Here is a 24,171-nt window from a genome sequence, read left to right as displayed (position 1 = left end):
CGGCCACAACGTTGGAAAGTCAGCCCGCACCATACCTTTGGCTGCCAGAGAGCCTACCCAGCGACCTGGGCGGCCGATATGTCGCCGCTGGCCGTAAATCCCTGAATGATGACTAGGAGCGCGTCCGGATTATCGGACCTAATGCTTGGGCGTATCAGTTGTTCGCTAGCCGCCTGGCCCAATGTGAGCTTCACATGCGGCATGCGCAGCTGCAGCATATCACCTACCTGCTGGTTGCTGGATCCGCGGAGCACGTTTTCGAAGTCTTCCAGCGGTACGGCGATCCGGCAGGTTCTCGTGAACTCGTCCAGATGCGCCGGATGGAAGGCGAACACGCGGCCCGCGGCCGTCAAAATGGTTCGAATACCAGCCAAGGCCGCAAGGGCTGCTTCGACTTTAAGGCAAAGGATGCAGTAGCCCGCCAGCACTGCCATCCCACGAACGGAATTGTAGCACATCGTAAAGGCCAAGCTGTTTCTTGAGTAGGATTCAGCATTGCTCAGTATCTGCCTGAGTGCAGCCTCGAAGGCTGCCCGGTCCCGGGCTGCCGCCGCCGCGTGCCACTGAGCAGTGAGTAGAGAGAGGCTGCGGCTCTCCAACTGCTCACTAAACTTCTGCATCTGCATATGAACATGAAGACAGTTTATCAATGTGAGGCTCTCGTGCGCGTGCTTCTCGTCGAGCAATTCGGCGGCCCGGTAGCCATAGCTGCAAGTCATTGTGACCGTGAGCTCGCTTTCCTTCCCTTTCGACGTGACTGCATATGCGCGGGCCATCTGCCGAACCATATAGAGGTGCGTCTCTTTGTCCCGCGGGCGTTCGCCACGGCGCCGAGCTACTTTTGAGGCCGCAAAAGCCTGCGGTGACGCGAAAAAGAGGCGATGTAGCTGGAAATCAGGGGTGTACTCCACCTCCGCCTCAGCACCCGCAGGGACAACCCTCAACGCTCCCACCGGTCGATCCTCTGGTAGGGGCAGACGCGCAGCAGCCGTAGCGCCGAGTATGGACACCCTAGCTTCGTTGAATCCCGTTTGCGCGATCACTCTCCCCTCGACATCAATGGCCTGTAGGGTCAGGAAGCGGATCAGGGAGGGGTCGCAGCCGACCTCCACTTCCGCCGCCCCGTGTCGCACGACTCCAGAAGAGACGTGCACGACCGACACGGCCACACCAGCGGCGCTGCCGTGTTCGGTCAAGGGAGAGGCGTTCCGGGGCGAGAGCATCGGGTATTCTCCAGGGCCATTGACAACCCCACCAGCAAGCTCCGAGTCAGGCCATAAAGGCAGAATGGCAGGAATGAAACTGCCCTCCGGCCGCGCTGCTATGTCCACTCCGCGGCGCCCTCCCCCATCCACCCGATAGCACGCCGCAGAAACGCCGCCCCAAGGGCGGCGAAGTTCGCCACCTCGGCGTTGTCCTTCCCGTAGCCGTGCCCTCCCGCCGCCGGCTCGTGGAACAGGGCTTCGTAGCCCATGGCCTGCAGCTTGGCCGTCATCTTCCGCGCATGTCCCGGGTGCACGCGGTCGTCGCGGCGGGTGGTGGCGATGAGGATGGGCGGGTAGGGCCGGCCCGGCTCGGCCGTGTGATAGGCCGATATGTGCTGCAGGAACGCCCAGTCCCCAGGCTTGTCGGGATCTCCATATTCCGCGATCCAGCTCGCGCCGGCCAGCAGCTTTGAATAGCGCCGCATGTCGATCAGCGGGATGGTGCAGAACAGCGCCCCGAATCGCTCGGGATACCGGGTGAGCATGTTGGCGATCAGCAGACCGCCATTCGAGCCCCCCTCTGCCGCGATGCGCCCGGGCCGCGTGACGCCGCGGCGCACGAGATCGGCTGCCACGGCGGCGAAGTCGTCATGGGAAAGCCGCTTGCCCTCCCGCCGGCCGGCCTCGTGCCAGCGCGTGCCGAATTCTCCGCCGCCACGAATATTCGCAACAACGGTCGTGCCGCCCTTCTCCAGCCAGAGCTTCCCGATCATCCCCTGGTAGTGGGGCAGCCTTGAGACACGGAAGCCGCCATAGCCCGAAAGATGCACAGGCGCCTCACCCGTCTCTGCGCCCGCGGGCCCGGTCTGCACATAGGGGATGCGCTCCCCATCAACCGAAACCGCCTCATGGCGCGTGACCACCAGGCCGCCCGCGTCGAAGCTGGGGGAGGAGCGGCGCAGCAAGCTGGGGTGCTTAAGGGAGAGGTCCGTCAGCATGAGCCCGGGCGGGGTGATCGGGTCCTCCAGCCGCAGGAGAAGGCTGCCATCGGATTCCTCCGCCTCGGCATCGAGCGGCCATAGCTGTGCCACGCCCGCCGCCGGGATTCCCGGCACGGGGGCGGCGCGCCATTCCCCCGCGCCTGGGGTAAGGATCGTGAATTCCGGCCTCAATTCGTCCAGCACGGACAGGACGAGCCGGCCGTCGCACCAGAAGAAGCCCTCCAGGGCGCGCCGCTCCCCCGGGGTGAAAAGCACCTGGAAACCACGATCCCCCGCCAGGAATTCAGCCAAGCCAATGCCGAGGAGCGTGTCCGGCGCATGGGTGGTGCCGCCGATCGTCCAGGGGCTGCGTGGACGAACCGCCATCCAGCCGCGCTGCCACCGGAACTCGGCATCTGCGGGCAGGTCCAGCCTCTGTTTGGGGCCACTGCGGTCGCCAATATGGACGGTGGTATCGTAGAAGCCGATCTGGTCGATGAAGACGAGGCGCTCGCCGCCCTCGCGCTCCACCCCGCCCCAGGCGCCCATATGCGTCTCGTCGCATGCGAAGATGACCTTGGCTGCAGCGGGGTCCGTGCCCCGCCGCCACAGGCGGATGGTGCGGGAATAGCCGGATCGGGTGGCCATCCCCTCCCCCAGCGCGGCGGAGAGAAGCAGCGTGTCCCGATCCAGCCAATCCACCCCGCCCTTGGCTTCGGGCATTGCGAAGCCACCCTCAACGAAGCGGCGGCCGGCCAGGTCGAATTCGCGCAGCACGACGGCATCGCCGCCGCCACGAGAAAGGCGAAGCATGGCGCGATCATGCGTCCCGGGCAGGGTGGTGGCGCCCTGCCAGACCCAATCCGCCCCCTCCGCCGCCACAAGCGCGTCCAGGTCGAGCAGGAGCTCCCATTCCGGCTCGGGGCGGCGATAGCTCTCAAGCGTCGTGCGGCGCCACAGGCCGCGGGGATTGGCGGCATCCTGCCAGAAATTATAGAGCCAGCCGCCCCGGCGGGTGACGAAGGGCAGCTTGTCCGGCCGGTCCAGCACGGCGCGCACGGCGTCGCGGTCCGCTTCGAAGGCCGCATCGGCCAGGCGGGAGAGGGTGGCGGCGTTCTGCCCTTGCACCCAGGCCAGGGCGCGCTCGCCTTCCACCTCCTCGAGCCACAGCCAGGGATCGTCGTCCGGGGCGGCCAGGGTCGGGCGGGCATCTGGGGGAACGGGCATGGGACCGGTTCTACAGCCGGCGCCGATCCGGGCGAAGCATCAGGTTCGGCCGTCGTCTGGTGTCCTTTCCTCAACCCGGCCGGGTGGTGCCGCGTTGCACGGAATGCCCGACCGCCATGGTCGGATTATCGGGACAGGGCGGTTCAGATGGGTAGGGTCGGGAAGATCGCCCTGGGGGTGGCGCTGGCGCTTGGCCTGGGGGGCGGTGCCTGGTTCTATTTCCGTCCCGGTACCGAGGAAGCCTCCCGTCCGGAGCGCCCGCCCACGCCCGTGGTTCTGGCGGAAGCCCGGCAGGAGGAGATCCTCCGCCGCGTGGAAGCCGTGGGCACGGTGGCGGCAGTGGACAGCGTGACCGTGGCGACCGCGACGGCCGGCCGCATCACCGAGATCGAGTTCGAGCAAGGACAGCGGGTCGAGGAGGGCGCGGTTCTCGCGAGGCTGGACCCGGCCGAACAGCAGGCGGAGCTGCTCGCCGCCCGCGCCGAGGCCGCGGAAATCGAACAGGCGGTGGAGCGGGGTGAGCAGTTGCTCCACACCGGCAACACGCCGCGGGCCACGGTGGAGGATGCCCGCCGCCGCCTGCAGGCGGCCCTGGCGCGGATGCGCGCCGCGGAGTCCCGCCTGCGGGACACGGAGGTGCGCGCGCCCTTCGCCGGCAGGGTCGGGCTGCGCCGGGTGAGCGTCGGCTCGGTCGTGCAGGCCGGCACGGCGCTGACCACGCTGGATGCGGTGGACCCGATCGCCCTGCGCTTCACCGTGCCGGAACAGGAAATGGGCCGGCTGCGGCCCGGCGCACCGGTGGAGGTCACCAGCCCCGCCTTTCCCGAGCGGCGCTTCGAGGGACGCATCCACGCGCTGGACGGGCGCGTGGACCCTGCCACCCGCACCCTGGAGGTGGAGGCGCGGCTTCCCAACCCCGATGGCGAGCTGAGGCCCGGGATGCTGGTGAACCTGCGCGTGGCGACGGAGCGCGTGGCCGATGCGGTCACGGTCCCGCCCCGCGCCGTGCAGCTCCGGGGCACGACGCATTTCGTCTATCGCGAGCGCGACGGAAAGGCCGAACGGGCCGAGGTGAGGATCGGCATCCGCGAGCCCGAGCGGATGGAGATCCTCGAGGGTCTCTCGCCAGGCGACCGTGTGGTGGTCGAAGGGGGCGACCAGGTCGGGGATGGCCAGCCCATCAACCCGCGGGAGGAAGAAGCGCCGGCCGGCCGTGATGGCGCAACGGCCCAGGCCGGCCCCGCGGGGCGGGGCTGACCCATGCGCCTGCTGGACCTGCCTGTCACCCGGCCCGTTCTCGCGGCCTGTCTCAACCTGCTGCTGATCGCCATCGGCGTCGGCGCGGCCTTCACCCTGCCCGTGCGCGAATACCCGGATATCGACCCGCCCGTCGTCTCCATCTCCGTCATCTACCGCGGCGCACCGGCCGAGGTGGTGGAGCGCGAGGTGACGAAGATCGTGGAGGACAACCTCTCCGGGATCGACGATGTGCGGCTCATCCGATCCCAGAGCCGGGACGAGACCGCGCAGATCACGGTGGAGTTCCAGGCCGGCGCCGATCTGGACGGGGCGGCGGCGGATGTGCGGGACCGCGTCTCGGCCGTGCGGCGGGACCTGCCGGCGGGGATCGAGGACCCCGTGATCGAGAAGGCATCGGCCGATGACTTCCCGATGATGTATCTCTCGGTCCGCGCCGAGAAGCTGGACCCGGCGGAACTGACCGACATCGCAGACCGCGTGATGGTCGATGCGCTGGGCACGGTGCCCGGCGTGGCCCGCGTGCAGATCGGCGGCGAGCGGCGCTACGCCATGCGGATCTGGCTGGACCGCCAGGCCATGGCGGCGCGTGGGATCACCGCCGCCGATGTGGCGGACCGGCTGCGGGCGGAGAACCTGGAGGTTCCCGCGGGAAGGCTGGAAACGGGGCGGCAGGAGATCACCCTGCGCGCCGTGACTCGCTTCACGGAGCCGCGCCAGTTCGCCGAGCTGGTGCTGCGGGAGGGCACGCCCGCCGCCCCCGGGGCGCCTTCCGGCCGGGTGCGGCTGGGCGACGTGGCCCGGGTCGAGATCGGAGTGGAGGAGTACCGCACGGGCTTCCGGCTCGATGGGCAGGACGCCATCTCGTTGGGCGTGGTCCGGCAGTCCAATGCGAACACGCTGGAGGTGGCGCAGGGCGTCCGGGCGGCGCTGGAACGGCTGCGGCCCCTTCTGCCGGAGGGGATCCAGGTGGAGATCGGCTATGACGAATCCGTCTTCATCTCCGAGACCCTCTGGAACGTGGCGACGACACTGGTGCAGACCGTGGGCGTCATCGTCTTCGTCATCTACCTCTTCCTGGGCTCCTTCCGCGCCACCATCATTCCGGCGGCGACCATCCCGGCCTCCATCATCCCCGCCGCCGCCGTTGCCGCCGCGTTCGGCTACTCGATCAATGTGCTCACCATCCTGGCCGTTGTGCTGGCCATCGGGCTCTGCGTCGATGATGCGGTGGTGATCCTGGAGAATGTCCGCCGGCGCCAGCAGCAGGAGAAGGAAAAGGCCGTGCTGGCGGCGGCACGCGCAACGCGGCAGCTGGGCGCCGCCGTCTTCGCCACCTCCGCCGTTCTGCTGGCGGTCATCGTGCCCCTGGGTTTCCTCCAGGGAAATATCGGGCGGCTGTTTCGCGAATTCGCCGTGGTTCTCGCCGCCATCGTCGCGGTCTCCACCCTGTCTGCCATGACCCTGGGTCCCATGCTTTCCTCCCGCCTGTTCCGCGCCTTTGACGGGCGCGAGGAGAAGCCGGGGCTGGTCGCCCGCTGGGGCGCGCGCGGCCTGGACTGGACGGCGAAGCGCTACCGCTCCGGGCTGGAGGCCTCAGTCTCCCACCCCTGGGCGGCGGTGTTGGCGGGGGTGGTGCTGGCCGGGCTGGGCGTAGGTGCCTTCCTGTCCCTTCCCTCCGAGCTGGCGCCGAACGAGGACCGTGGCGCGGTGAGCATCGTGGTCGAGGCACCGGAAGGCGCTTCCTACGAGCAGACGACGCGGAAGGTGGAGGAGATCGAGGCGATGCTCCAGGCCTATATCGGCGAGGACAAGCCGGTGGAGCAGGTGCTGGGCATCGTGGTCCCCGGGCGCGGCGGCACCCAGGGCCCGGCCAACACCGCGCGGCTGATCCTGCGGCTGAAGCCCTGGGATGAACGGGAAACGGGCCAGGTGGAGCTGCAGCGGGAGCTGCAGGGAAAGCTGGCCGCCATCCCCGGTGTGCGCGCCTTCGCGGTGAACCCGCCCAAGCTCGGCCAGCGCACGCGCGGACGCCAGGTGCAATTCGTGATCACCGGCACCGAGCGCCGCCAGGTGATCGAATGGTCCCGCACCGTGCTGGGGGAAGCCCGGAGCGTGAATGGCTTCGTCGCCCTGGACACCAACTACAAGGATACGAAGCCGCAAATCGAGCTGAGGCTGGACCGCGACCGCGCCTCCGCCATCGGCGTCACCGCGCAGGATGTGGGCGATGCGCTGCAGATCCTGTTCGGCTCGCTGGAGGTCACGCGCTATTCGGACCGCGGCGAGGAATATGAGGTGGTGCTGCAGGCCCGCCCGGAGGATCGGCGCGGCCCGGAGGACCTGGCCAATGTCTTCGTGCGCGCGCGGGGAGCGGGCGACAGGCTGGTCCCGCTCTCGGCAGTGGTGACAACGCAGGAGATCGGCGCACCGCGCGAGCTGCAGCGGGTGGACCGGTTGCCGGCCGTGACGGTGGAGGCGAATCTCACCCCCGAGCTCCCGCTGGGAACCGCGCTCGAACGGCTCGATGAGATCGCGGCACGCGAATTGCCATCCGCGGCACAGATTCGCTACCTGGGAGAAAGCCTGGACTATCGCGAGACCGGCTACACCGTCTTCCTCATCCTGGGGATGGTGCTTCTGCTCGCCTATCTCGTGCTGGCCGGCCAGTTCGAGAGCTTCCTGCACCCGCTGGTGGTGCTGGCCACCGCGCCGCTTGCCGTCGCGGGCGGGCTGGTCACGCTCTGGGTCTTCGGCCTCACCCTCAACATCTACAGCCAGATCGGCATGGTGCTGCTGGTGGGATTGGCCGCGAAGAACGGCATCCTGATCGTGGAACTCGCCAACCAGCTGCGCGACGAGGGAAAGGATGCGCGGGAGGCGGTGCTGGAAGCCTCCGCGGCGCGGCTCCGGCCGATCCTGATGACATCGGTGGCCACGGTGATGGGTGCCCTGCCCCTCGCCTTTGCCTCGGGTGCCGGGGCCGAATCCCAGACGATCCTGGGGCTGGTCACGACAGGCGGCCTCACGCTGGGCACGCTGCTGACGCTGTTCGTCGTGCCCGCGCTCTATCTCCTGGTCGCGCGCAGCGCTCCCTCCCCCGGCGCGGTGGCGGAGGAATTGCGGCGACTGGAGGAGGAGAAGCCCGCGGATACCCCGCGCGGCGAGCGCGTCGCCCCCGCGGAGTAGCGGCGGGCCGGTCGTCAGGCCCCGGTGCCCACGGCGTCAGGAGGTTGATCCAGGCGCAGGGGGAAGGTCAGGCGGAACTCGGTCCCGCCCTGTCGCCGGATTTCGAGATGGCCCTGGATCTGGCCGACCAGCCGCTCCACCAGCCAGAGGCCGGAGCGGCGCCCATGCTGGGTGGCGGGCGGCAGCCCCACGCCATCGTCCCGCAGGGAAAGGCAGGCATGGTCCCCGATATGCCGCAACCCGATCGTGATCCGCCCCGCGCGCCCGCTGGGAAAGGCATGCTTCAAGGCATTCGTCAGCAGTTCCACGACGATGAGCGAGAGCGGGACGGCCTGCTCCACGCCCACCTCCACCGGGTCCGTGTCGCAGTGGACGGTTACCCCGCCCTCGGGCGGGGCAACGGCGGGGTTGGCGCAGAGGGCCCGGAGAAAGGCCGAGAGGTCGAGGCGCGAGACGAACTCGGAGACATGCAGAAGGTCATGCACCTGCCCCAGCGCCATGATCCGCTGCTGCAGCACCTTGTCCGCCCCGGTATTGCCCCCGCGGATGCGGACCAGGGCCTGCACCGTCATCAGGCTGTTCTTGACCCTGTGGTGCAGCTCCCGCAGCAGGGTTTCCTGGTACTCCGCACGCCGGCGCGCCTCCTCCAGAAGGCCGCGATCCACCTCGGCCCGAACGCCCTGTACGGCCTGCAGCACGGCCGCGCAGCCCAGCAGGGCCGCAAGGGCGAGCAGCCCGCCCACGGGCAGCAGGCCACGCAGCCAGGTCTGGCGCACCGTGCTCAGGGGCACCCCGAAATTCGCGTAGAGGGGCAGGTCGGCGACCTTCGCATAGCCATATAGCCGGGTGACGCCATCCGAGAGCGCATAGGCCTCGTAGAGACCCGAATCGGCCCTCGCGATGGCTTGCCTCGAAGGCACCTCGGGCGGCAGCATCACAGGCGGCGCGTCCGGATCATGCCGCAGAAGCAGCAGGCCATCTTCCCGCAAAAGGGAGGCCGAGGCATGGGAATCGGCCGCGATGCGCCCGAAGAAGTCCGTGAAAGCCTCCACCGGAATCGTGGAGAGCACGATCCCCTGGAAGCCGGGTCCGGGTCGGCGGCGTGAGGCGACGATCACATCCTGCCCGGCGGGGCGCAGGCGCAGGCGATCGAGCCGGATTCCCGTGTCGGCGGGCTGCGCATCCCGCAGCTCGCGGAAATAGCTTCGGTCGGACACGTCGATCCGCACGGGATGGGTGCGGCTGGAAGCGACGATCTCGCCATCCGGCGAGACGATGACGATACTCAGGACAGAGGCCGTCTGGGCATCCAGCGCCGCGAGGCGCTCATGCAAAACCGCGCCGTCGGCGCCCTCGCCTTCCACGGTGGCGGCAATATCCGCGGCATGGCCGAGCACCGCTTCCTGGGTCCGGACGACGCCCAGCGCGAATTCGCGGACAAGTTCGGCGTTGCGCCGCGCCTCCTCCGCCGCGCGCGCCTCTCCGATGCGCCAGGAGCGCTCCCCCCAGAGCAGGAGCAGCAGGAGGGGAATGGCGATGCTGCCCACCATCAGCATGCGCAAGGCGGGGGACCAGCCCGCGGCGCGGCGCGCGCGCGGCTCGGGCCGCGCGACCAGTGTGTCAGCCACCCGGATTTGGGATGCGCCGGGCGGACCGATCATGCGGATACCGGCATGGCCCCGACAATGGCGGCCTCCGGGCGGGAATGTTTCATGGCCGGATTATAGAATGGCTGCTCGCGAAGCCTATCCTCGCCCCGCGCCGGGACACCCGGAAGCCCCGGCGCCGGATATGGCGGCCGGCAGCCCGTCGGGCGGCATCGGTCCCGACCAAGCCGGAGCGCTTCCTGGGAAAGAGGATAGGCGTGCCAGCCGCGATGGCGCCATGATGCGCGGGCAGGACCAACGAGAGGGAAGGAAACGAGATGGCGGATGCAAGGCTGAAGGCTGCGCTGGACGCAGGCAGCTTCGTCGTCGCGCCCGGGATCTTCGACATGATCTCGGCTCGGGTCGCGGATGGGATGGGCTTCACGGCGCTCTATGCCACGGGCTATGGCACGGTCGCCTCCCATCTCGGCGTGGCCGATGCGGGGATCGCCACCTACACCGAAATGGTCGCGCGCATGGGGCGCTTCGCCCAGTCCTGCCGCACGCCGGTGATCGCGGATGCCGATACCGGCTATGGCGGGCTGCTGAACCTGCGCCACACAGTGACGGGCTACGAGGCCGCGGGCGTCACCGCGATCCAGATCGAGGATCAGGAGATGCCGAAGAAATGCGGCCACACGCCAGGCCGGCGCGTGATCGCAGCCGAGGAGATGGCGCTGAAGATCGAGGTGGCGGTCGAAGCACGGCGCGATCCGAATTTTCTCGTCATCGCCCGCACCGACGCGCGCACGGGCCTGGGCATCGACGAGGCGATCCGGCGTGGTCAGCTCTACCGCAAGGCCGGGGCGGACATCATCTTCATCGAAAGCCCGGAGAGCGAGGAGGAGATGCGCCGGATCGGTGGCGAGATCGACGCGCCGCTGCTCGCCAACAATGTCGAGGGTGGCCGCACCCCCATCCTTCCGGCCGAGACGCTGAAGGCCATCGGCTACAACATCGCGATCTACCCGGCCGTCGGCTTCCTGGCCGTCAGCGCGGCGCTGGAGCGGGTCTATACCCATCTGCTGGAACATGGCGACAGCAACGCTCTCCCGCCGCAGGAGAGCTATGGCTTCGGCCGGATGAACGAGCTGATGGGCTTTCCGGAGGTGTGGGAGTTCGAGCGCCGCTGGGCACGCGAGGCGGGGTAAGGCGGACCGCCGGCCGGGCCGGGCGTGCCTCGTCCACCATGTTTCGCTAACATCCCCGGCTCGGTTGCGATCCGTGCAGGGCTGAGGCGGAGCGAGTGGCGATGACGATTCCGGGGCGAGGCGTCCAGTCGATCGAGGTGGGCGGGCGGCTGCTCCAGGTTCTGGTGGACATGGGGCAGCCCGCCATGCTGCGGGACCTGGCGCTCTCCGCGAAGCTCACCCCGGCCCAGGCCCACGCCTATCTCCTGTCCTACCGCAAGATGGGGCTGGTGGAGCAGGATGAGGCAAGCGGGCGCTACGCCCTTGGCCCCTTCGCCCTGCAGATGGGGCTGGCGCGGATGCGCAGCGCGCACCCGCTGCGCATGGCCGGCCAGGCGGCGGCGGAGTTCGCGGCCGAGATGGGGCTCATGGTCACAGTGGCCGTCTGGGGCACCCATGGGCCGACCATCATCCAGGTGCATGAATCCAACCAGCCCATCCATGTGAACCTGCGGGCCGGGTCGGTCTACACCATCACCGGCACGGCTACGGGGCGGCTCTTCGCGGCCTTCCTGCCGCAGCAGCAGGTGCGCCCACTTCTGGAGGAGGAGCTGAAGGGCACGGGCGGCGCGAACCGCAAGGTGGGGCGCGCCACGACAGAGGCGCGGCTGGACCACGACATCGCCGCCATCCGCAGCCTGGGCTATTCCACCACCGAAGGCGTGCCGGTGCCGGGGATCAACGCGATCAGCGCGCCGGTCTTCGATCATTCCGGGCAGATGCAGCTGGCGATCACCGCCATCGGCAATGCAGGCACGCTGGAATGCGGCCCGGCCAGCCCGCAGCCCGCCGCCGTGCTGTCTCTCACGCGTCGCCTCTCGGTGGAGCTGGGCTATCTCAGCCCCGCTCCCGCCCCGCCGGTCAGTGCCCCGCGCCGAGGTAGGCCGCGCGCACCTGCGGATGCTGCAGCAGCGCCGCGCCGGTCCCGGACAGGGTGACGCGGCCGGTCTCCAGCACATAGGCCTGGTCGGCCACGCCCAGGGCCAGGTTGGCCATCTGCTCCACCAGCAGCACGGTGATGCCGCGGGCCCGAAGCGCGCGGATGATGCCGAAGATCTCCCTGATCACCAGCGGCGCGAGGCCAAGCGACGGCTCGTCCAGCAGCAGCAGGCGCGGCTCGCCCATCAGGGCGCGGGCGATGGCGAGCATCTGCTGCTCACCGCCCGAGAGCGTGACCGCCATCTGGTTCCGGCGCTCGCGCAGGCGGGGAAAGAGCGCGTATTGCGCCTCGATCGCCGCCTCCATGGCGGCGGGGGCGAGGTCGCGGCTCCAGGCGCCCAGTTCCAGATTGTCCCGCACGGTCTGGTCGGGGAAGACCTGCCGCCCTTCCGGCGAAAGGGCCATGCCGGCCGAGACGCGGCGATGCGCGGGCATGGCGGTGATGTCCCGCCCCTCGAACACCACGCGCCCGGCGGAGAGCGGCAGCAGCCCGGCGATGGCCTTCATCAGCGTCGTCTTGCCCGCGCCGTTGGCGCCGACGATCGCGACGACCTGTCCGGTCTCCACGCGGATGGACGCATCGGTGACGGCCTGGATCGGGCCATAGCCGATGCAGGCCCCCTGCACCTCCAGCATCGTGCTCATGCCCGCACCGCCAGCTCGGGTTCGGCATGCGGCGCCTCTGCTTCGGCCTCATCCGTGCCGAGATAGGCCGCCATGACGCGCGGGTTGGCCTGCACAAGGGCGGGCGTGCCCTCTGCGATGGTCTCGCCGTAGTCCAGCACGGTCACATGGTCGGAAATGGCCATGACGAGGTCCATGTGGTGCTCCACCAGCAGGATGGTGATGCCCTGGTCGCGGATGCGGAGCAGGAGTTGGCCCAGTTCCGCGGTCTCCTGCGGATTCAGCCCGGCCGCGGGCTCGTCCAGCAGCAGAAGATGCGGTTCGGTGGCCAGGGCGCGCGCCAGCTCCACCCGGCGCTGCAGGCCATAGGGCAGCGCGCCGGCCGGCTGATCCGCCAGGGCGGAAAGGCCGAGAAAGCGCAGGATTTCGGCCACGCGCGCCTCCGCCGCCCGCTCCTCCCGCCCGGCCCGGGGCAGGCCGAGCAGAGAGGAGAGGAAGCCGTTCCGCATCCGCGCGTGCTGGCCGAGCAGGACATTGTCCCGCACGGACAGGTCGCGGAACAGGCGCAAGTTCTGGAAGGTGCGCGCGATGCCGCGCGCCGCGATGGCGTGCGGCGCCGACCAGTTCAGCAGCTTGCCCTGGAAGAGGATGCGTCCCGAATCCGGGCGGACCACGCCGGAAAGCATGTTGATGAGCGTGCTCTTTCCCGCGCCGTTGGGGCCGATCAGCGCGTGGATCTGTCCTGGCACGAGCCGGGCGGAGACATCGCGCGCCGGGCGCACGCCGCCATAGGCCTTGTTGAGCCCCTCGGCCGCCAGCAGCGGCACACCGGCCTGCGCGGCCCCGCCGCGCAGGGGCAGCCTGGCATCCGGCGCGGGGGCCTCGGCGCGGCGCGCCGCCTCGGTGCCGCGCGGGCGGAACAGGCCCTGGAACACCCCGGCAAGCCCCCTGGGCATGACATAGAGCGCAAAGAGCAGCAGCGCGCCCTGCACGAAATGCTCGATCCAGGACCACCGGGCGACGAGGGCGGTGATCACCGTGAGGGTCACGGCGCCGAGCAGCGGCCCGACCAGCGTCCCCGCCCCCCCGAAGAGCACGAGGAGCAGGATGAAGATCGAGAGATGGAAATTGATGAAGTCCGAGTTGATGTACTGGTTCTGCTGCGCCACCAGCGCCCCGGCGAGCCCGCAAGTGGCGGCGGCGATGACGAAGGCGAGCACCTTGTAGCGGAGGACGGCGACCCCGACCGCGCTCGCCGCAACCTCGTCCGCCTGCAGCGACAGGAAGGCACGGCCGAAGCGGCCGGTGAGGAGGTTCCGCAGCAGCAGGTGGAGCCCGAGGCCGAGCGCGATGACAAGCCAGACCCAGCCGGCCATGTCCAGCGGCGCGCCGCCGAAGGTCAGCGGCTTGATGGCGTAGATCCCCATGGCACCGCCGAAGACCTCGGCCTCCGTCACCAGCTTTTCCACCACGATGCCGAAGGCGAGCGTGACCATGGCCAGGCTCGGCCCGCGCACACGCAGAGATGGCGCGGCGATGAGCACGCCGCAGAGCGTGGCGATGACGGTGGCGAGGAGCAGGGCCACCCAGGGGCCGAGATCGAGCGAGGAGGTGGTCAGCAGCGCGGCGCTGTACGCCCCCGCCGCGAAGAGCCCGGCCTGCCCGAGCGACTTCTGCCCCGCATAGCCGAGCAGCACGTTCATCCCCGCGGCGCAGAGGAAGTAGACGCCGATGTTGAAGAGGATGCGGAGATAGAAGTCGTTGCTGATGAAGGAGACCGCGGCGGCGGCGGCGGCGGCGACAAGGATGGCGGCGAGTGCATGGCGCATGGGCGTCATACCTTGTCCAGCGCGCGCCGGCCGAAGAGCCCGTTGGGCTTGATGGCCAGGACGAGGATGATGAGAAGGAAGATCGCGATTTCGCGCCACTGCGCCTGCCAGAGGGCGACGCCGGATTCCAGCAGGCCGAGGGCGAAGCCGCCGAAGATGCAGCCACGCGGGTTGTCCAGCCCGCCGAGAATGGCGCCGGAGAAGGCCTTCAGCGCGATTCCCATGCCCATGAACAACGATGCGGAAGCGATAGGGGCGACGAGCACCCCGCCCACCCCGGCCAGCGCGGAGGAGAGGGCGAAGGCGCCGAGCATGATGCCGGTGACGTTGATGCCCATCAGCGCGGCCACGTTCGGGTCATAGGCGACGGCTCGCATCGCCTTGCCCAGCCGCGTGCGGCGCATCGTGATGTCCAGGCCGAGCATCAGGAGCACGGCCACGACCAGCACCGCGATCTCCTGCGGCCGCACGCCCGCGCCGCCGATGCGCAGCACGTCATCGCCGAAGGGGGACGGCATGTTGACCGGCGCAGGTCCCCAGACAGCCAGGCCAAGGGATTGCAGGATGATGCCGAAGCCGATGGTGCTCATCACCCAGGACATGCCGGGCTTCCCGGCGAAGGGGCGGATGGCCGCGAGGAACAGCAGCAGGCCCAGCGTTCCCAGCACCGCGCCCACGGCCAGGGTGGCGGCCGGAAACCGCCAGCCCGAGGACGCGGCGGGCGCCAGGGCGGCGAAGCTGCCCCCCTCCCCGCCCGCGGAGAGCGCGTAGAGCACGGTGACACCGAGGAACGCACCGACGCCGATGAACTCGCCCTGGGCGAAGTTCAGCGTGCGGGTGGTGGTAAAGGTGATGCTGAAGCTGAGCGCGATCAGCGCATAGACGCCGCCGATCGCCAGCCCACTCACCAGGGCCTGCAGCATGGTTGCCAGCACGGGCGCGGTCCTCCTGGCCGGTATGCGGAACCGGGCCCCGGATCAACCGGGGCCCGGCAGGGGATCAGCCCTTGAAGTCCTCGGGGCGGAGGCCGCGCACGATCTCGTCCGAATACGCGGCCAGCTTGCCGTCGCGCCAGCAGGTCCAGCGCTGGTCGGCGGCGCCAAGGGCGTCGTGCTCCGTCTTGCTGAACGGCTTCTCGTAGGTCTTGGCATAGCCCTGCAGCGTGCCGCGCAGGTCCTCCAGCGCATCCTTCACGGCCGGGCCATCGGTGCGGCCGGCCTGCTGGATGGCACGGGCGAGCAGCATGGTGCCGTCATAGCCATGCACGGCGAAGGAGAAGGCGGAATCCGCGTCGATCCTCGGCCGGATGCGGTCGAAGAAGGCCTGCTGGTGCGGCGTGCGCTCCTCGGAGACGGTGCGGAGGAAGATGGGCTTCTCCGCCAGCTGCGGGCCGGCGGCGTTGATGAAGCTGAGATTATCCGCGGCCCAGCTCGTCAGCACGATGGGGAAGTAGTTGATCTTCTCCATGCTGCGCATGAGCTGGCCGATCGGCGTGCCCTGCGCCCAGACCAGCGCCGTCTCCACCCCGGCGGAGCGGAGCTTGGAGAGCTGGGAGGTCATGTCGGTGTCGTTGACGTTGAACTTCTCGTTCGCCACCGGCGTCATGCCCTGCGCCTGCGCGACCTCCTGCAGGTCCTTCAGCCCGCCCTGGCCGTAGCCGGTGGTTTCGGTCAGGAAGCCGATCTTGCCGGTGCGGGGGTTCTTCTTCGCATAGCCCATGATGGTGACGACCTGGGTGCGGTCCACGGAGCCCACGCGGAACATGTAGTTGTCCGCGCCTTCGCGCATGGGCTTGGTGATATCGGTCGCCGAGCCGATGCAGCCCATGACAGGAATGCGCTTCTGGTTCGGGATGTGGCGCCAGGCGAGCGCGTTGCCCGAATTGGTCGGGCCCAGCACGGCGACCACGCGTTCATTGTCGATCAGGTCGCTCATGTTCTGGATCGACTTGGGCGGCTGGGACAGGTCGTCGCGGATGACCAGCGAGAAGGGGCGGCCGAGGACGCCGCCTTCCTTGTTCAGGTCCTCGATCGCGGCCTCGATGCCCACAACGGCGGCGCGGCCGGACTGGGCGGAGGGCGAGGCGGCAAGGTCGCCATTGAAGCCAAGCTTGATGGGCTGGCCCTGCGCCAGGGCCCGTCCGGAAATTGTCGGTGCGGCCAGCAGAGCGGCAAGGGCGCCGCGGCCGATGTCACGCCGTGTCGGTTGGTAAGCCTTCATGGTTTCCTCCTCCTTCGCCTCGCGGCGGCCGTCTGCACGGATGGTTCAGGCGGGCGGAGGGCTGGACGGCGGCATGGCCTATGGTCTGCCCTCTCCCGGGGTCCTGCCGGGTCTTGGATGCCCGATCTGCGGGAAGGCTAAGTGCCACCGAAGCGATATGCAATGAACAAAACGTCTCAGTGGAGACGATTTGTCCCTTGCGAATGCATTCGCACCGTGATCCCCTGGCCCCGGCATCTTCCAGAAGAGAATGCCGGCCAGCGGGTGCCCGGAGCAGGTGCCGCGGCAGGGGAAGGAACGGCGCGCATGCTGCTTGCGGGACATCTCGCCCTCGTCACCGGGGCCGGCCAGGGCAACGGGGCCGCCATGGCCGCTGGCTTGGCGCAGCATGGCGCGGGGGTGGTGGTCACCGATATCGATGCCGCGCTGGCCCGGGAAACGGCCGCGCGAATCGGCGGGGAAGCCCGGGCCTATCAGCTGGACGTTACGGATCTGGAGGCCTGCCGCAACCTGGCCGCCCGCCTGGAAGCCGAGCTGGGCGATCCAAGCGTGCTCGTGAACAATGCCGGGGTCTGTCCTCGCCACAGCGTCGACGACGATGCGCTGGACCGCGCCTGGGACGCGGCCATGGACATCAACCTGCGCGGCACTATGAACGTCACCCGCGCCTTCCTTCCCGCGCTGCGGCGCCGCAAGGGCAGGGTTGTGAACATCGCCTCCATCGCCTCCTTCGTTTCCACCAACACATCGGTCAGCTATCCCGTCTCCAAGGCCGGGGTGCGTGCGCTGACCCAGGCGCTGGCCCAGGAACTGGCGCCGGACGGCGTACGGGTGAACGCCATCGCGCCCGGCACCTTCGCCACGCGGATGACCGAGGCCACGCGCCTCAACCCCGAGCGTTCAGAACGCTTCCTCGCCCGCATCCCCATGCGCCGCTACGGCGAGCCGGAGGAGCTGGTGGGCCCCGTGGTGTTCCTGGCATCCGACATGTCGAGCTACGTCACCGGCAGCACGCTGGTGGTCGATGGCGGCTACCTGGCGGTCTGACGGCGATGATCATCCGCATGGGCCTGCTGGAGCGCCGGCCGGATATCGGGCCGGATCACTTCCGCCAGTACTGGCGCGAGGTGCACGGGCCCCTGGCGGCGCGCCTGCCCGGGCTGCGTCGGTACCAGCAGAACCTGGTGACGGACCGGTCCCAACTGGCCATCGACCATGCGCGGGGCGGGTGGGAGCTGGACGGGATTTCGCAGCTTTCCTTCGACGACCGCGCCGCGATGGATGCCGCGGCCGCATTGCCGGAGATGAACCCGATAGGGCCGGACAACGACCGCTTCGCCATCCTGCGGGGCATCCTCGTGACCGAGCCGAACGCGGTGGTGCCCGTGGCGGAGGGGCCGCTGGTCAAGCGGATGTCGCTGCTGCGGCGGCGGCCGGATATCGATGCCGCACGCTTCCGGGAAGAATGGTTCGGTTTCCACGCAGAGGCCGTGGGCAGGTTTCCGGGCCTCGCGGGCTACACGCAGAACCTCGTCGTCGCACGGCAGGCGGGGCGCGCGACGGACTACGAGGCACTGCCCGTCGATGGGGTGGTGGAGATGTGGTTCCGCAGCCTGGATGACCTGAAGGCGGCCTTCGCCTCGCAGGCGGCCGAGGTATCGCAGCGCCACGCGCTCGATTTCATCGCGGAGATCACGACCTTCCTCGTCGAGGTCCATCCGGTGCTCTGATGGCGGAACCTCCCCTCCTCTTCTCCCCGATAGACCTGCGCGGGCTGCGGCTGCGGAACCGCGTGGTCATCTCCCCCATGTGCCAGCATGCGGCGGAGGACGGATGCGCGACGGACTGGCATCTCGTGCATCTTGGCAAATTCGCGCTCGGCGGGGCGGGGCTGATCCTGACGGAGAGCACGGCCGTCTCCCCGGAAGGACGGATCGGGGTGGCCGATCTCGGGCTCTGGAACGGCGCGCAAGTGGCGCCCCTGCGCCGCGTGGTGGACTTCGTGCATGGCCAGGGCGCGGCCATCGGCGTGCAGCTGGCCCATGCCGGGCGCAAGGCAGGCAGCCAGGCGCTCTGGCATGGCGGGCGGGCCTTCACGGCGGACGAGCTGGCCGCGCGGGGCTGGGCACGCCTCGGCCCGAGCGCGCTTGCCGCCGGTCCGGAATGGAGCGTGCCGGAGGCGATGGACGAGACCGCCATCGCGCGGGTGACGGAGGATTTCGCCACGGCGGCGCGGCGCGCCGAGGCGGCAGGCTTCGATGTGATCGAGCTGCATTTCGGGCATGGCTATCTCGTCGCCAGCTTCCTCTCCCCCCTCTCCAACCGCCGCACGGATGCCTATGGCGGCGACCTCGGCGGGCGGATGCGGCTGGCGCTGGAGATCGCCGCCCGGGTGCGCACCTCCTGGCCGGCGGACAAGCCGGTCTTCTGCCGGATTTCGGCCGTGGATGGCGCGGAGGGCGGCTGGGGGATCGGGGATTCCATCCAGCTCGCGCGGGCGCTGAAGGAGCGCGGCGTGGATGTGGTGGACGTGTCCTCCGGCGGGCTGACCGAGGAGACGCGGCGCATCACCGTTCCGCGTGGGCTGGGCTTCCAGACCGGCTTCGCGGAATCCATCCGGCACGGCGCGGGAGTGATCACGCAGGCCGTCGGCATGATCCTGGATGGACCGCAGGCAGAGGCGATCCTGCGCGCGGGCCAGGCGGATCTGGTCGCGATCGCGCGGGAGGCGCTGCGCGATCCCTACTGGGCCAGGCGGGCAGCGGAACAGCTTGGCCTGGAAGAGGATTACGCGGATTGGCCGGAACGCCACGGCGTCTGGCTGGCCAGGCGCGAACAGCAGATGGGCGAGGTCCTGCGGGCGCGCCGCGATGCGGTGGCGCGCGGCGCCCTTTCGGAAAAGGAGGAAACGGCATGACCGACACGGTGGAATGCGACGTGCTGGTGGTCGGCTCCGGCGCGGGCGGGCTTTCGGCGGCGGTAGCGGCGGCGGCGCGCGGCCTCTCGGTGATCGTGGCGGAGAAGGAGCCCTATGTCGGTGGCACCACCGCCCTTTCCGGCGGCTTCCTCTGGGTGCCGAACAACCCCGTCTCCCGCGAGGACGGCATCGAGGACAGCGTGGAGGAGGCCCGCACCTATCTGCGGCATGAGGCGGGCAACCACTTCAACGCGGACGCCGTGGATGCCTTCCTGGAGGCCGGGCCGGAAGCGGTGGACTTCTTCCACCGCGAGACGGCGGTGCGGTTCGAGCCGGCCTCGGCCTTTTCCGATTACCACCCCACCGCACCGGGCGGCCGGTCCGGCGGGCGTTCCATCAAGGCACAGCCCTATCGCGCGCAGGGGCTGGGCGGGGAACTGAAGCGCCTGCGCCCGCCCCTGCCGGAGCTGACCTTCGTCGGGCTGATGATCGGCTCAGGGCCGGAGCTGAAGCACTTCTTCAATGTCACCCGCTCCCTCGCCTCGGCGGCCTATGTCGCGGGTCGCCTCACCTCCCATGCGCGCGACCTGCTGCTGAACGGGCGGGGGATGCTGCTCACCAATGGGAATGCTCTGGCCGCGCGGCTGTTCCGCAGCGCGCTGGACCGCGGCGTGCAGGTCTGGACCGACAGCCCCGCCCTGCGGCTTCAACGAGAGGGCGCGGCCGTGCGCGGCGCGGTGGTGCGGCATGAGGGCAAGGAGATCCGGGTGCGCAGCCGCCGCGGCGTCGTTCTCGCCGCTGGCGGCTTCCCGCAGGACAAGGATCGCCGCCGGGCGATGTTCCCGCATGACCAGGCGAACACAGGCCACTTCTCCCCTGCCCCGGCCGGCAATACCGGCGATGGCCTGCGCCTGGGCGAAGGCGTGGGCGCGGTGGTGGAGCAGGGCTATCCCAATGCCGCGGCCTGGGTCCCGGTCTCCCGCGTGCCGCGCAAGGATGGAAGCTGGGGCGTGTTCCCGCATTTCATCGATCGCGCCAAGCCCGGGCTGATCGCCGTGCTGCCGAATGGCAGGCGCTTCGTGAACGAGGCGAATTCCTACCACGACTTTATCCAGGCGCTCTTCGCCGCGCAGAAGCCGGGCGAGGCGGCGCGCGCCTTCCTGGTGGTGGACCAGCCCTTCCTGAAGCGCTTCGGGCTGGGCTTCGTGAAGCCCTTTCCCGTGCCCCATGGCGCGCATATCCGGTCGGGCTATCTCAAGGCGGGGAAGACGGTCGCGGAACTGGCGCGCGCGGCAGGGATCGATCCCGCAGGGCTGGAAGCCACTATAGCCGAGTGGAACAGCGACATGGCGCGGGGCGAGGACCGCGCCTTCGGCAAGGGTTCCACCGCCTATAACCGCTTCAACGGCGATCCGGAATTCCAGCCCAATCCTTGCCTCGCACCGATCGCGCAGGGCCCCTTCTATGCGGTGGAGGTAGTGGTGGGCGATCTCGGCACCTTCGCCGGGCTGCGCGCGAATGGCGATGCGCAGGTGCTGGACGAGGCGGGGCAGCCCATTCACGGCCTCTATGCCGCCGGCAACGACATGGCGAGCATCATGGGCGGGAACTACCCCGGCGGCGGCATCACCCTCGGGCCGGCCCTCACCTTCGGCTATATCGCCGCCCGCCACATGGCGCGGGGCGACGCGGCGGCGGAACCCTCCAGGGAAGCGATGGCACTGGGCGGGTAGCGCGGCATCCGGTGATAGGGGAGCGGGGAGGACGCGGGTCCCCCCTTCCCGCCTCTCGAAGCCAGCGCTCCGCGCTTGATACCTCGGATGCCGAGGCATAGGCTCCGTCCATGCCCAGCCGGCCCGCCATCGCCTCCACACGGCCAAGCCCGGACTTTACCGACCCTGCCTATTGGGCAGGGACGATCAAAATGGCGCTGAGCCGCTTCTTCGTCCTGCAGGTGCTGCATGACGGCCCGGCCCATGGCTACGACATCGCGCGGGCCGTGGAGCGCACGACGCGCGGATGCTGCTCCCCCTCCGAAGGTGCGCTCTACCCGACTCTCCGGGAGTTCGAGCAGGGCGGGTACCTGACCGCGCAGCCAGAGATCGTCTCGGGGCGGGAACGGAAGGTCTATACGCTGACGGAGAAGGGCCGGGAGGCCTTCCGCACCGGCCTGGGCGCCTGGATGGACGCGACGGCCGCCCTTCTGGAGACCGGGCGTGCGGACGAGACCCGGCGAGGCGAAAAGGGCTGCCCATGCGGCTAACGCCCCGTTCTCATCCCGATACATCGTCCAGCGATGGGTATTCCCCCAAGGAGCGGGCATGACCAGCCGCCGCGCCACCCCGCACGCATCACGGCCGGCCGACAGCCCCCTGCCGATTGCGGTCATCGGCGCCGCCCCGGTGAGGCTCGCCGCCGCGGCGCATCTGCTGGCACCCGGCCCTCTTTCCGCCGCTCCGCTTGAGCACGCTCCATGAGCGGCGCCATGGCGGATGCGGGCCCGGCGGGCCTTCCCCCCGCCCCCTCCAGGCTCGGGGTGGTCTCCGCGATCGGGATCAGCCAGATCCTCGCCTGGGGCTCTTCCTACTACCTGCTGGCGGTGCTGGCCGGGCCGGTTGCCGCCGATACCGGATGGCCGCTGTCCTGGGTCATGGGCGCACTATCCTTCGGCATGCTGGTCTCGGGCCTCGCTTCCCCGCGCATCGGCCATCTGATCGAGCGGCATGGCGGGCGTCCCGTCCTCGCCACCAGCGCGGTGCTGCTGGCGCTCGGGCTTCTCATGCTCGGCCTGGCACCGGGCCTGCCCGTCTTTGTCGCGGCCTGGGGAATCATCGGGCTGGGCATGGGGGCCGGGCTCTATGATCCCGCTTTCTCCACCCTCGGCCGCCTCTATGGCGAGGATGCCCGCGGTGCCATCACCCAGGTCACCCTGTTCGGCGGCTTCGCGAGCACGGTTTGCTGGCCGCTCAGTGCCTTCCTCGTGGAGTGGCTGGGCTGGCGCGGAACCTGCCTGACCTATGCCGCCATCCTGCTCGCGGTGGTGTTGCCGCTCTACCTTCTGGGCATCCCGCGCGAGGAGGCACGCGCCGCCCCGGCCAGCAAAGGGCCCGGCGCGCCGGTGGGCTCCGTCCAACCCGGGCAGCGCCTCGCCTTCCTGCTGCTGGCGGCCGGCTTCACCCTTGCGGCCGTGGTGATGACGGTGGTCTCGGTCCATCTCCTCACGCTGCTGCAGGCGCGCGGCCTGGGGCTGGCCGCGGCGGTGACGCTGGGCACGCTGATCGGCCCGAGCCAGGTCGGCGCGCGGGTGCTGGAGATGCTGGTGGGGCGGCGCCTGCACCCGATCTGGAGCCTTCTCGCCTCCACCCTCCTGGTCGCCATCGGGCTTGGCATGCTGGTGGGAGACATGGCGGTGGCGGCGGCCGGGATCATCCTCTACGGCGCGGGCAGCGGCATCCGCTCCATCGCGCGCGGCACCGTGCCGCTCGCGCTCTTCGGGCGGGAAGGCTACGCCATCCTCATGGGCCGGATGGCCATGCCGGTGCTGGTGGCGCAAGCCGCCGCCCCGGCTATCGGCGGTTGGTTGCTCGACGGCTTCGGCGTGACGACGACCCTGGCCGTGCTCTGCGCCGGGGCGGTGCTGAACATCCTGCTCGTGGTGGCGCTGCTGCCGATCGCGCTGCGGCGCCGCCCGACGGGGTGATAAACGGCGGCGCGGAATCCCTCCCGGGACGCGCTGCGGATGTTCAGGGCCCCGCCGCGCCGGGCGCGGGCTCCTGCCCCGGGCCGAGCGCAGAGCGCAGCACCGCCCGCAGGACCGGGCTCCCCGGCTCCATGTACTGGTCGATAATGTCGAAATGGTTGTAGCCCGGCAGCACATGCACCTCCGGGTCACCGCCATGCCGGCGCAGATTGTGCGCGTAGCGGAAGGTGAGGTCGATCCAGCGCCAGGGCTCCCGCCCGCCGACGAAGAGATGCACGGGGCAGTCGGCGACCGGCGCGCGGCGTTCCAGGTCGTGCCGCGCGGCGAGCTCGGGCGTGAGACACAGATCGGCATTGACGCTGGTGCCGATCGCCCGGGAGGGATCAAAGATCCCGCTGATCATCACCGCCCCGCGCAGGAAGCCGGGATCCACCCCCCTGCCCCGCCAATCCGCCGCCAGCGCCGCGGCGCAGAGATGCGCGCCCGCCGAATGGCCAGACAGGCTGATGGCCATGGGATCGCCGCCATGCTCCGCGATGTGCCGCCGGGTCCATTCCACGGCGGCGATGGCGGATTCCACCGTTCCGTCCAGCGTGGAGCCGGGGCAGAGCTCGTAGTTCGGCACCACGGCGGTGATGCCGTTGCGCACCAGTTCCCGCGCGACGAAGGCGAAGCTCTCCTTGTCGTTCGCGCGCCAGTACCCGCCATGGAAGAACACATGCACCGGCGCGCCAGCGCGGCCGGCCGGATAGATATCGAGCCGCCGGCGGGGATGCTCGCCATAGGCGATGTCCGCTTCCTTGCGCAGCGTGGCATGCGCCGCGTCGTTCACCGGCGCGCGCCGCTCGCGATAGCTGGCGAAATCCGGGAAGGCCCGCTGCGGGTTGTAGTGCAGCTCATGCTCATCGGGCGGAAGCGGCGCGTCATGCGGCATGGCAGGGTTCATGTCGTGTGTCCTGTGCTGTCCCGGCCTGGCCCGGCCGCCATCCATGATGCGCAGCTTCACCCGGCCATTCCTGCTTTCATAGATCCCCGGATGCGGCTCTTCCGGAGGACCGGCGCCGAAGCGGCGGCCGTCCGCTGCCCATGGCGCGCATCGCCGGACAGAGGAGGCCGCCGGGAACCATGACCGGCCCGGCGCGTTGCCCGCGGGCACGGGTGGCTCGCCATCCGCCCCAGCGGCTCTCATCGGCAGATCGCCATTCCATGGCAAGGGCCGCGCCGCCGGCCATACCGGCTTGACCAGGC

General features: G+C 69.7%; 19 protein-coding genes. 11 read left to right on the top strand and 8 right to left on the bottom strand.

The features are described 5' to 3' along the window. Nucleotides 1-53: 53 nt before the first annotated feature. Together J8J14_RS02340 and J8J14_RS02335 are read right to left on the bottom strand one after the other, a co-directional pair. A complete protein-coding gene (locus tag J8J14_RS02340; RefSeq protein ID WP_209377836.1) occupies nucleotides 54-1,196 on the bottom strand; it encodes a hypothetical protein in 1,143 nt (380 codons plus the stop codon). A 125-nt stretch (nucleotides 1,197-1,321) separates the two neighbouring features. Further along, nucleotides 1,322-3,412 carry a prolyl oligopeptidase family serine peptidase gene (locus tag J8J14_RS02335; protein WP_209377835.1) on the bottom strand — a complete coding sequence of 697 codons (2,091 nt, stop codon included), beginning with the start codon at nucleotides 3,410-3,412 and terminating at the stop codon, nucleotides 1,322-1,324. A 147-nt stretch (nucleotides 3,413-3,559) separates the two neighbouring features. On the opposite strand from J8J14_RS02335, the gene J8J14_RS02330 reads away from it, so the two are divergent. Together J8J14_RS02330 and J8J14_RS02325 are read left to right on the top strand one after the other, a co-directional pair. Continuing rightward, complete coding sequence (locus tag J8J14_RS02330) at nucleotides 3,560-4,669, top strand: efflux RND transporter periplasmic adaptor subunit (protein WP_209377834.1); 1,110 nt, start codon at nucleotides 3,560-3,562, stop codon at nucleotides 4,667-4,669. A 3-nt stretch (nucleotides 4,670-4,672) separates the two neighbouring features. Continuing rightward, nucleotides 4,673-7,858 (top strand): efflux RND transporter permease subunit, encoded by a 3,186-nt coding sequence (locus tag J8J14_RS02325; RefSeq protein ID WP_209377833.1) that lies wholly within the window; start codon nucleotides 4,673-4,675, stop codon nucleotides 7,856-7,858. A 14-nt stretch (nucleotides 7,859-7,872) separates the two neighbouring features. Here the strand turns inward: J8J14_RS02325 and J8J14_RS25590 are convergent, their stop codons facing one another. Next, complete coding sequence (locus tag J8J14_RS25590) at nucleotides 7,873-9,486, bottom strand: sensor histidine kinase (RefSeq protein ID WP_209377832.1); 1,614 nt, start codon at nucleotides 9,484-9,486, stop codon at nucleotides 7,873-7,875. A 296-nt stretch (nucleotides 9,487-9,782) separates the two neighbouring features. Between J8J14_RS25590 and J8J14_RS02315 the strand changes: the two genes are divergently transcribed. Next, nucleotides 9,783-10,655: an isocitrate lyase/PEP mutase family protein gene (locus J8J14_RS02315; RefSeq protein ID WP_209377831.1), complete on the top strand. Its 873-nt coding sequence runs from the start codon at nucleotides 9,783-9,785 to the stop codon at nucleotides 10,653-10,655. 101 nt (nucleotides 10,656-10,756) lie between these two features. Continuing rightward, the gene (locus tag J8J14_RS02310) at nucleotides 10,757-11,632 is read left to right on the top strand and encodes an IclR family transcriptional regulator (protein ID WP_209377830.1); all 876 of its coding nucleotides are present in this window, start codon (nucleotides 10,757-10,759) and stop codon (nucleotides 11,630-11,632) included. On the opposite strand, the gene J8J14_RS02305 is transcribed toward J8J14_RS02310, so the two are convergent. The 4 genes from J8J14_RS02305 to J8J14_RS02290 form a co-directional block, all read right to left on the bottom strand. After that, nucleotides 11,556-12,278: an ABC transporter ATP-binding protein gene (locus J8J14_RS02305; protein WP_209377829.1), complete on the bottom strand. Its 723-nt coding sequence runs from the start codon at nucleotides 12,276-12,278 to the stop codon at nucleotides 11,556-11,558. The two genes, J8J14_RS02310 and J8J14_RS02305, sit on opposite strands and share 77 nt — an antisense overlap. Then, complete coding sequence (locus J8J14_RS02300) at nucleotides 12,275-14,086, bottom strand: branched-chain amino acid ABC transporter ATP-binding protein/permease (protein WP_209377828.1); 1,812 nt, start codon at nucleotides 14,084-14,086, stop codon at nucleotides 12,275-12,277. Before J8J14_RS02300 ends, J8J14_RS02305 begins: the two co-directional genes overlap by 4 nt. Before the next feature lie 5 nt (nucleotides 14,087-14,091). Further along, nucleotides 14,092-15,021 (bottom strand): branched-chain amino acid ABC transporter permease, encoded by a 930-nt coding sequence (locus J8J14_RS02295; protein WP_209377827.1) that lies wholly within the window; start codon nucleotides 15,019-15,021, stop codon nucleotides 14,092-14,094. Between the two features lie 64 nt (nucleotides 15,022-15,085). After that, entirely contained in the window at nucleotides 15,086-16,306 is a 1,221-nt protein-coding gene (locus tag J8J14_RS02290; protein WP_209377826.1) for an ABC transporter substrate-binding protein, read from the bottom strand. 306 nt (nucleotides 16,307-16,612) lie between these two features. On the opposite strand from J8J14_RS02290, the gene J8J14_RS02285 reads away from it, so the two are divergent. The 7 genes from J8J14_RS02285 to J8J14_RS02255 all read left to right on the top strand — a co-directional run bounded on the left by J8J14_RS02285 (nucleotide 16,613) and on the right by J8J14_RS02255 (nucleotide 22,923). Continuing rightward, entirely contained in the window at nucleotides 16,613-17,353 is a 741-nt protein-coding gene (locus tag J8J14_RS02285; RefSeq protein ID WP_209377825.1) for an SDR family NAD(P)-dependent oxidoreductase, read from the top strand. Between the two features lie 5 nt (nucleotides 17,354-17,358). Then, nucleotides 17,359-18,036 (top strand): EthD family reductase, encoded by a 678-nt coding sequence (locus tag J8J14_RS02280; RefSeq protein WP_209377824.1) that lies wholly within the window; start codon nucleotides 17,359-17,361, stop codon nucleotides 18,034-18,036. Continuing rightward, entirely contained in the window at nucleotides 18,036-19,223 is a 1,188-nt protein-coding gene (locus J8J14_RS02275; protein ID WP_209377823.1) for an NADH:flavin oxidoreductase/NADH oxidase, read from the top strand. The genes J8J14_RS02280 and J8J14_RS02275 overlap by 1 nt, the downstream gene beginning before the upstream one ends. Next, a complete protein-coding gene (locus J8J14_RS02270; protein WP_209377822.1) occupies nucleotides 19,220-20,956 on the top strand; it encodes an FAD-dependent oxidoreductase in 1,737 nt (578 codons plus the stop codon). The genes J8J14_RS02275 and J8J14_RS02270 overlap by 4 nt, the downstream gene beginning before the upstream one ends. Before the next feature lie 110 nt (nucleotides 20,957-21,066). After that, a complete protein-coding gene (locus tag J8J14_RS02265) occupies nucleotides 21,067-21,486 on the top strand; it encodes a PadR family transcriptional regulator (RefSeq protein ID WP_209377821.1) in 420 nt (139 codons plus the stop codon). Between the two features lie 58 nt (nucleotides 21,487-21,544). Further along, nucleotides 21,545-21,700: a hypothetical protein gene (locus tag J8J14_RS02260; protein ID WP_209377820.1), complete on the top strand. Its 156-nt coding sequence runs from the start codon at nucleotides 21,545-21,547 to the stop codon at nucleotides 21,698-21,700. Beyond that, the gene (locus tag J8J14_RS02255) at nucleotides 21,697-22,923 is read left to right on the top strand and encodes an MFS transporter (RefSeq protein WP_245215299.1); all 1,227 of its coding nucleotides are present in this window, start codon (nucleotides 21,697-21,699) and stop codon (nucleotides 22,921-22,923) included. Before J8J14_RS02260 ends, J8J14_RS02255 begins: the two co-directional genes overlap by 4 nt. Nucleotides 22,924-22,966: 43 nt before the next feature. Here the strand turns inward: J8J14_RS02255 and J8J14_RS02250 are convergent, their stop codons facing one another. Next, nucleotides 22,967-23,929 carry an alpha/beta hydrolase gene (locus tag J8J14_RS02250; RefSeq protein WP_209377819.1) on the bottom strand — a complete coding sequence of 321 codons (963 nt, stop codon included), beginning with the start codon at nucleotides 23,927-23,929 and terminating at the stop codon, nucleotides 22,967-22,969. Nucleotides 23,930-24,171: the final 242 nt, after the last annotated feature.

It is taken from the genome of Pararoseomonas baculiformis (assembly GCF_017813395.1).
Lineage (GTDB): Bacteria > Pseudomonadota > Alphaproteobacteria > Acetobacterales > Acetobacteraceae > Roseomonas > Roseomonas baculiformis.
Note: the sequence above shows the minus strand (reverse complement) of the source record. Positions and strands in the feature narration are given on the sequence as shown.

Coding starts and splice junctions, on each gene's coding strand:
- J8J14_RS02290 (WP_209377826.1), bottom strand. CDS start 16,306: ATGAAGGCTTACCAACCGACACGGCGTGACATCGGCCGCGGCGCCCTT.
- J8J14_RS02265 (WP_209377821.1), top strand. CDS start 21,067: ATGCCCAGCCGGCCCGCCATCGCCTCCACACGGCCAAGCCCGGACTTT.
- J8J14_RS02330 (WP_209377834.1), top strand. CDS start 3,560: ATGGGTAGGGTCGGGAAGATCGCCCTGGGGGTGGCGCTGGCGCTTGGC.
- J8J14_RS02315 (WP_209377831.1), top strand. CDS start 9,783: ATGGCGGATGCAAGGCTGAAGGCTGCGCTGGACGCAGGCAGCTTCGTC.
- J8J14_RS02260 (WP_209377820.1), top strand. CDS start 21,545: ATGACCAGCCGCCGCGCCACCCCGCACGCATCACGGCCGGCCGACAGC.
- J8J14_RS02300 (WP_209377828.1), bottom strand. CDS start 14,086: ATGCGCCATGCACTCGCCGCCATCCTTGTCGCCGCCGCCGCCGCCGCC.
- J8J14_RS02310 (WP_209377830.1), top strand. CDS start 10,757: ATGACGATTCCGGGGCGAGGCGTCCAGTCGATCGAGGTGGGCGGGCGG.
- J8J14_RS02285 (WP_209377825.1), top strand. CDS start 16,613: ATGCTGCTTGCGGGACATCTCGCCCTCGTCACCGGGGCCGGCCAGGGC.
- J8J14_RS02335 (WP_209377835.1), bottom strand. CDS start 3,412: ATGCCCGTTCCCCCAGATGCCCGCCCGACCCTGGCCGCCCCGGACGAC.
- J8J14_RS02325 (WP_209377833.1), top strand. CDS start 4,673: ATGCGCCTGCTGGACCTGCCTGTCACCCGGCCCGTTCTCGCGGCCTGT.
- J8J14_RS02275 (WP_209377823.1), top strand. CDS start 18,036: ATGGCGGAACCTCCCCTCCTCTTCTCCCCGATAGACCTGCGCGGGCTG.
- J8J14_RS02280 (WP_209377824.1), top strand. CDS start 17,359: ATGATCATCCGCATGGGCCTGCTGGAGCGCCGGCCGGATATCGGGCCG.
- J8J14_RS02255 (WP_245215299.1), top strand. CDS start 21,697: ATGAGCGGCGCCATGGCGGATGCGGGCCCGGCGGGCCTTCCCCCCGCC.
- J8J14_RS02270 (WP_209377822.1), top strand. CDS start 19,220: ATGACCGACACGGTGGAATGCGACGTGCTGGTGGTCGGCTCCGGCGCG.
- J8J14_RS02305 (WP_209377829.1), bottom strand. CDS start 12,278: ATGAGCACGATGCTGGAGGTGCAGGGGGCCTGCATCGGCTATGGCCCG.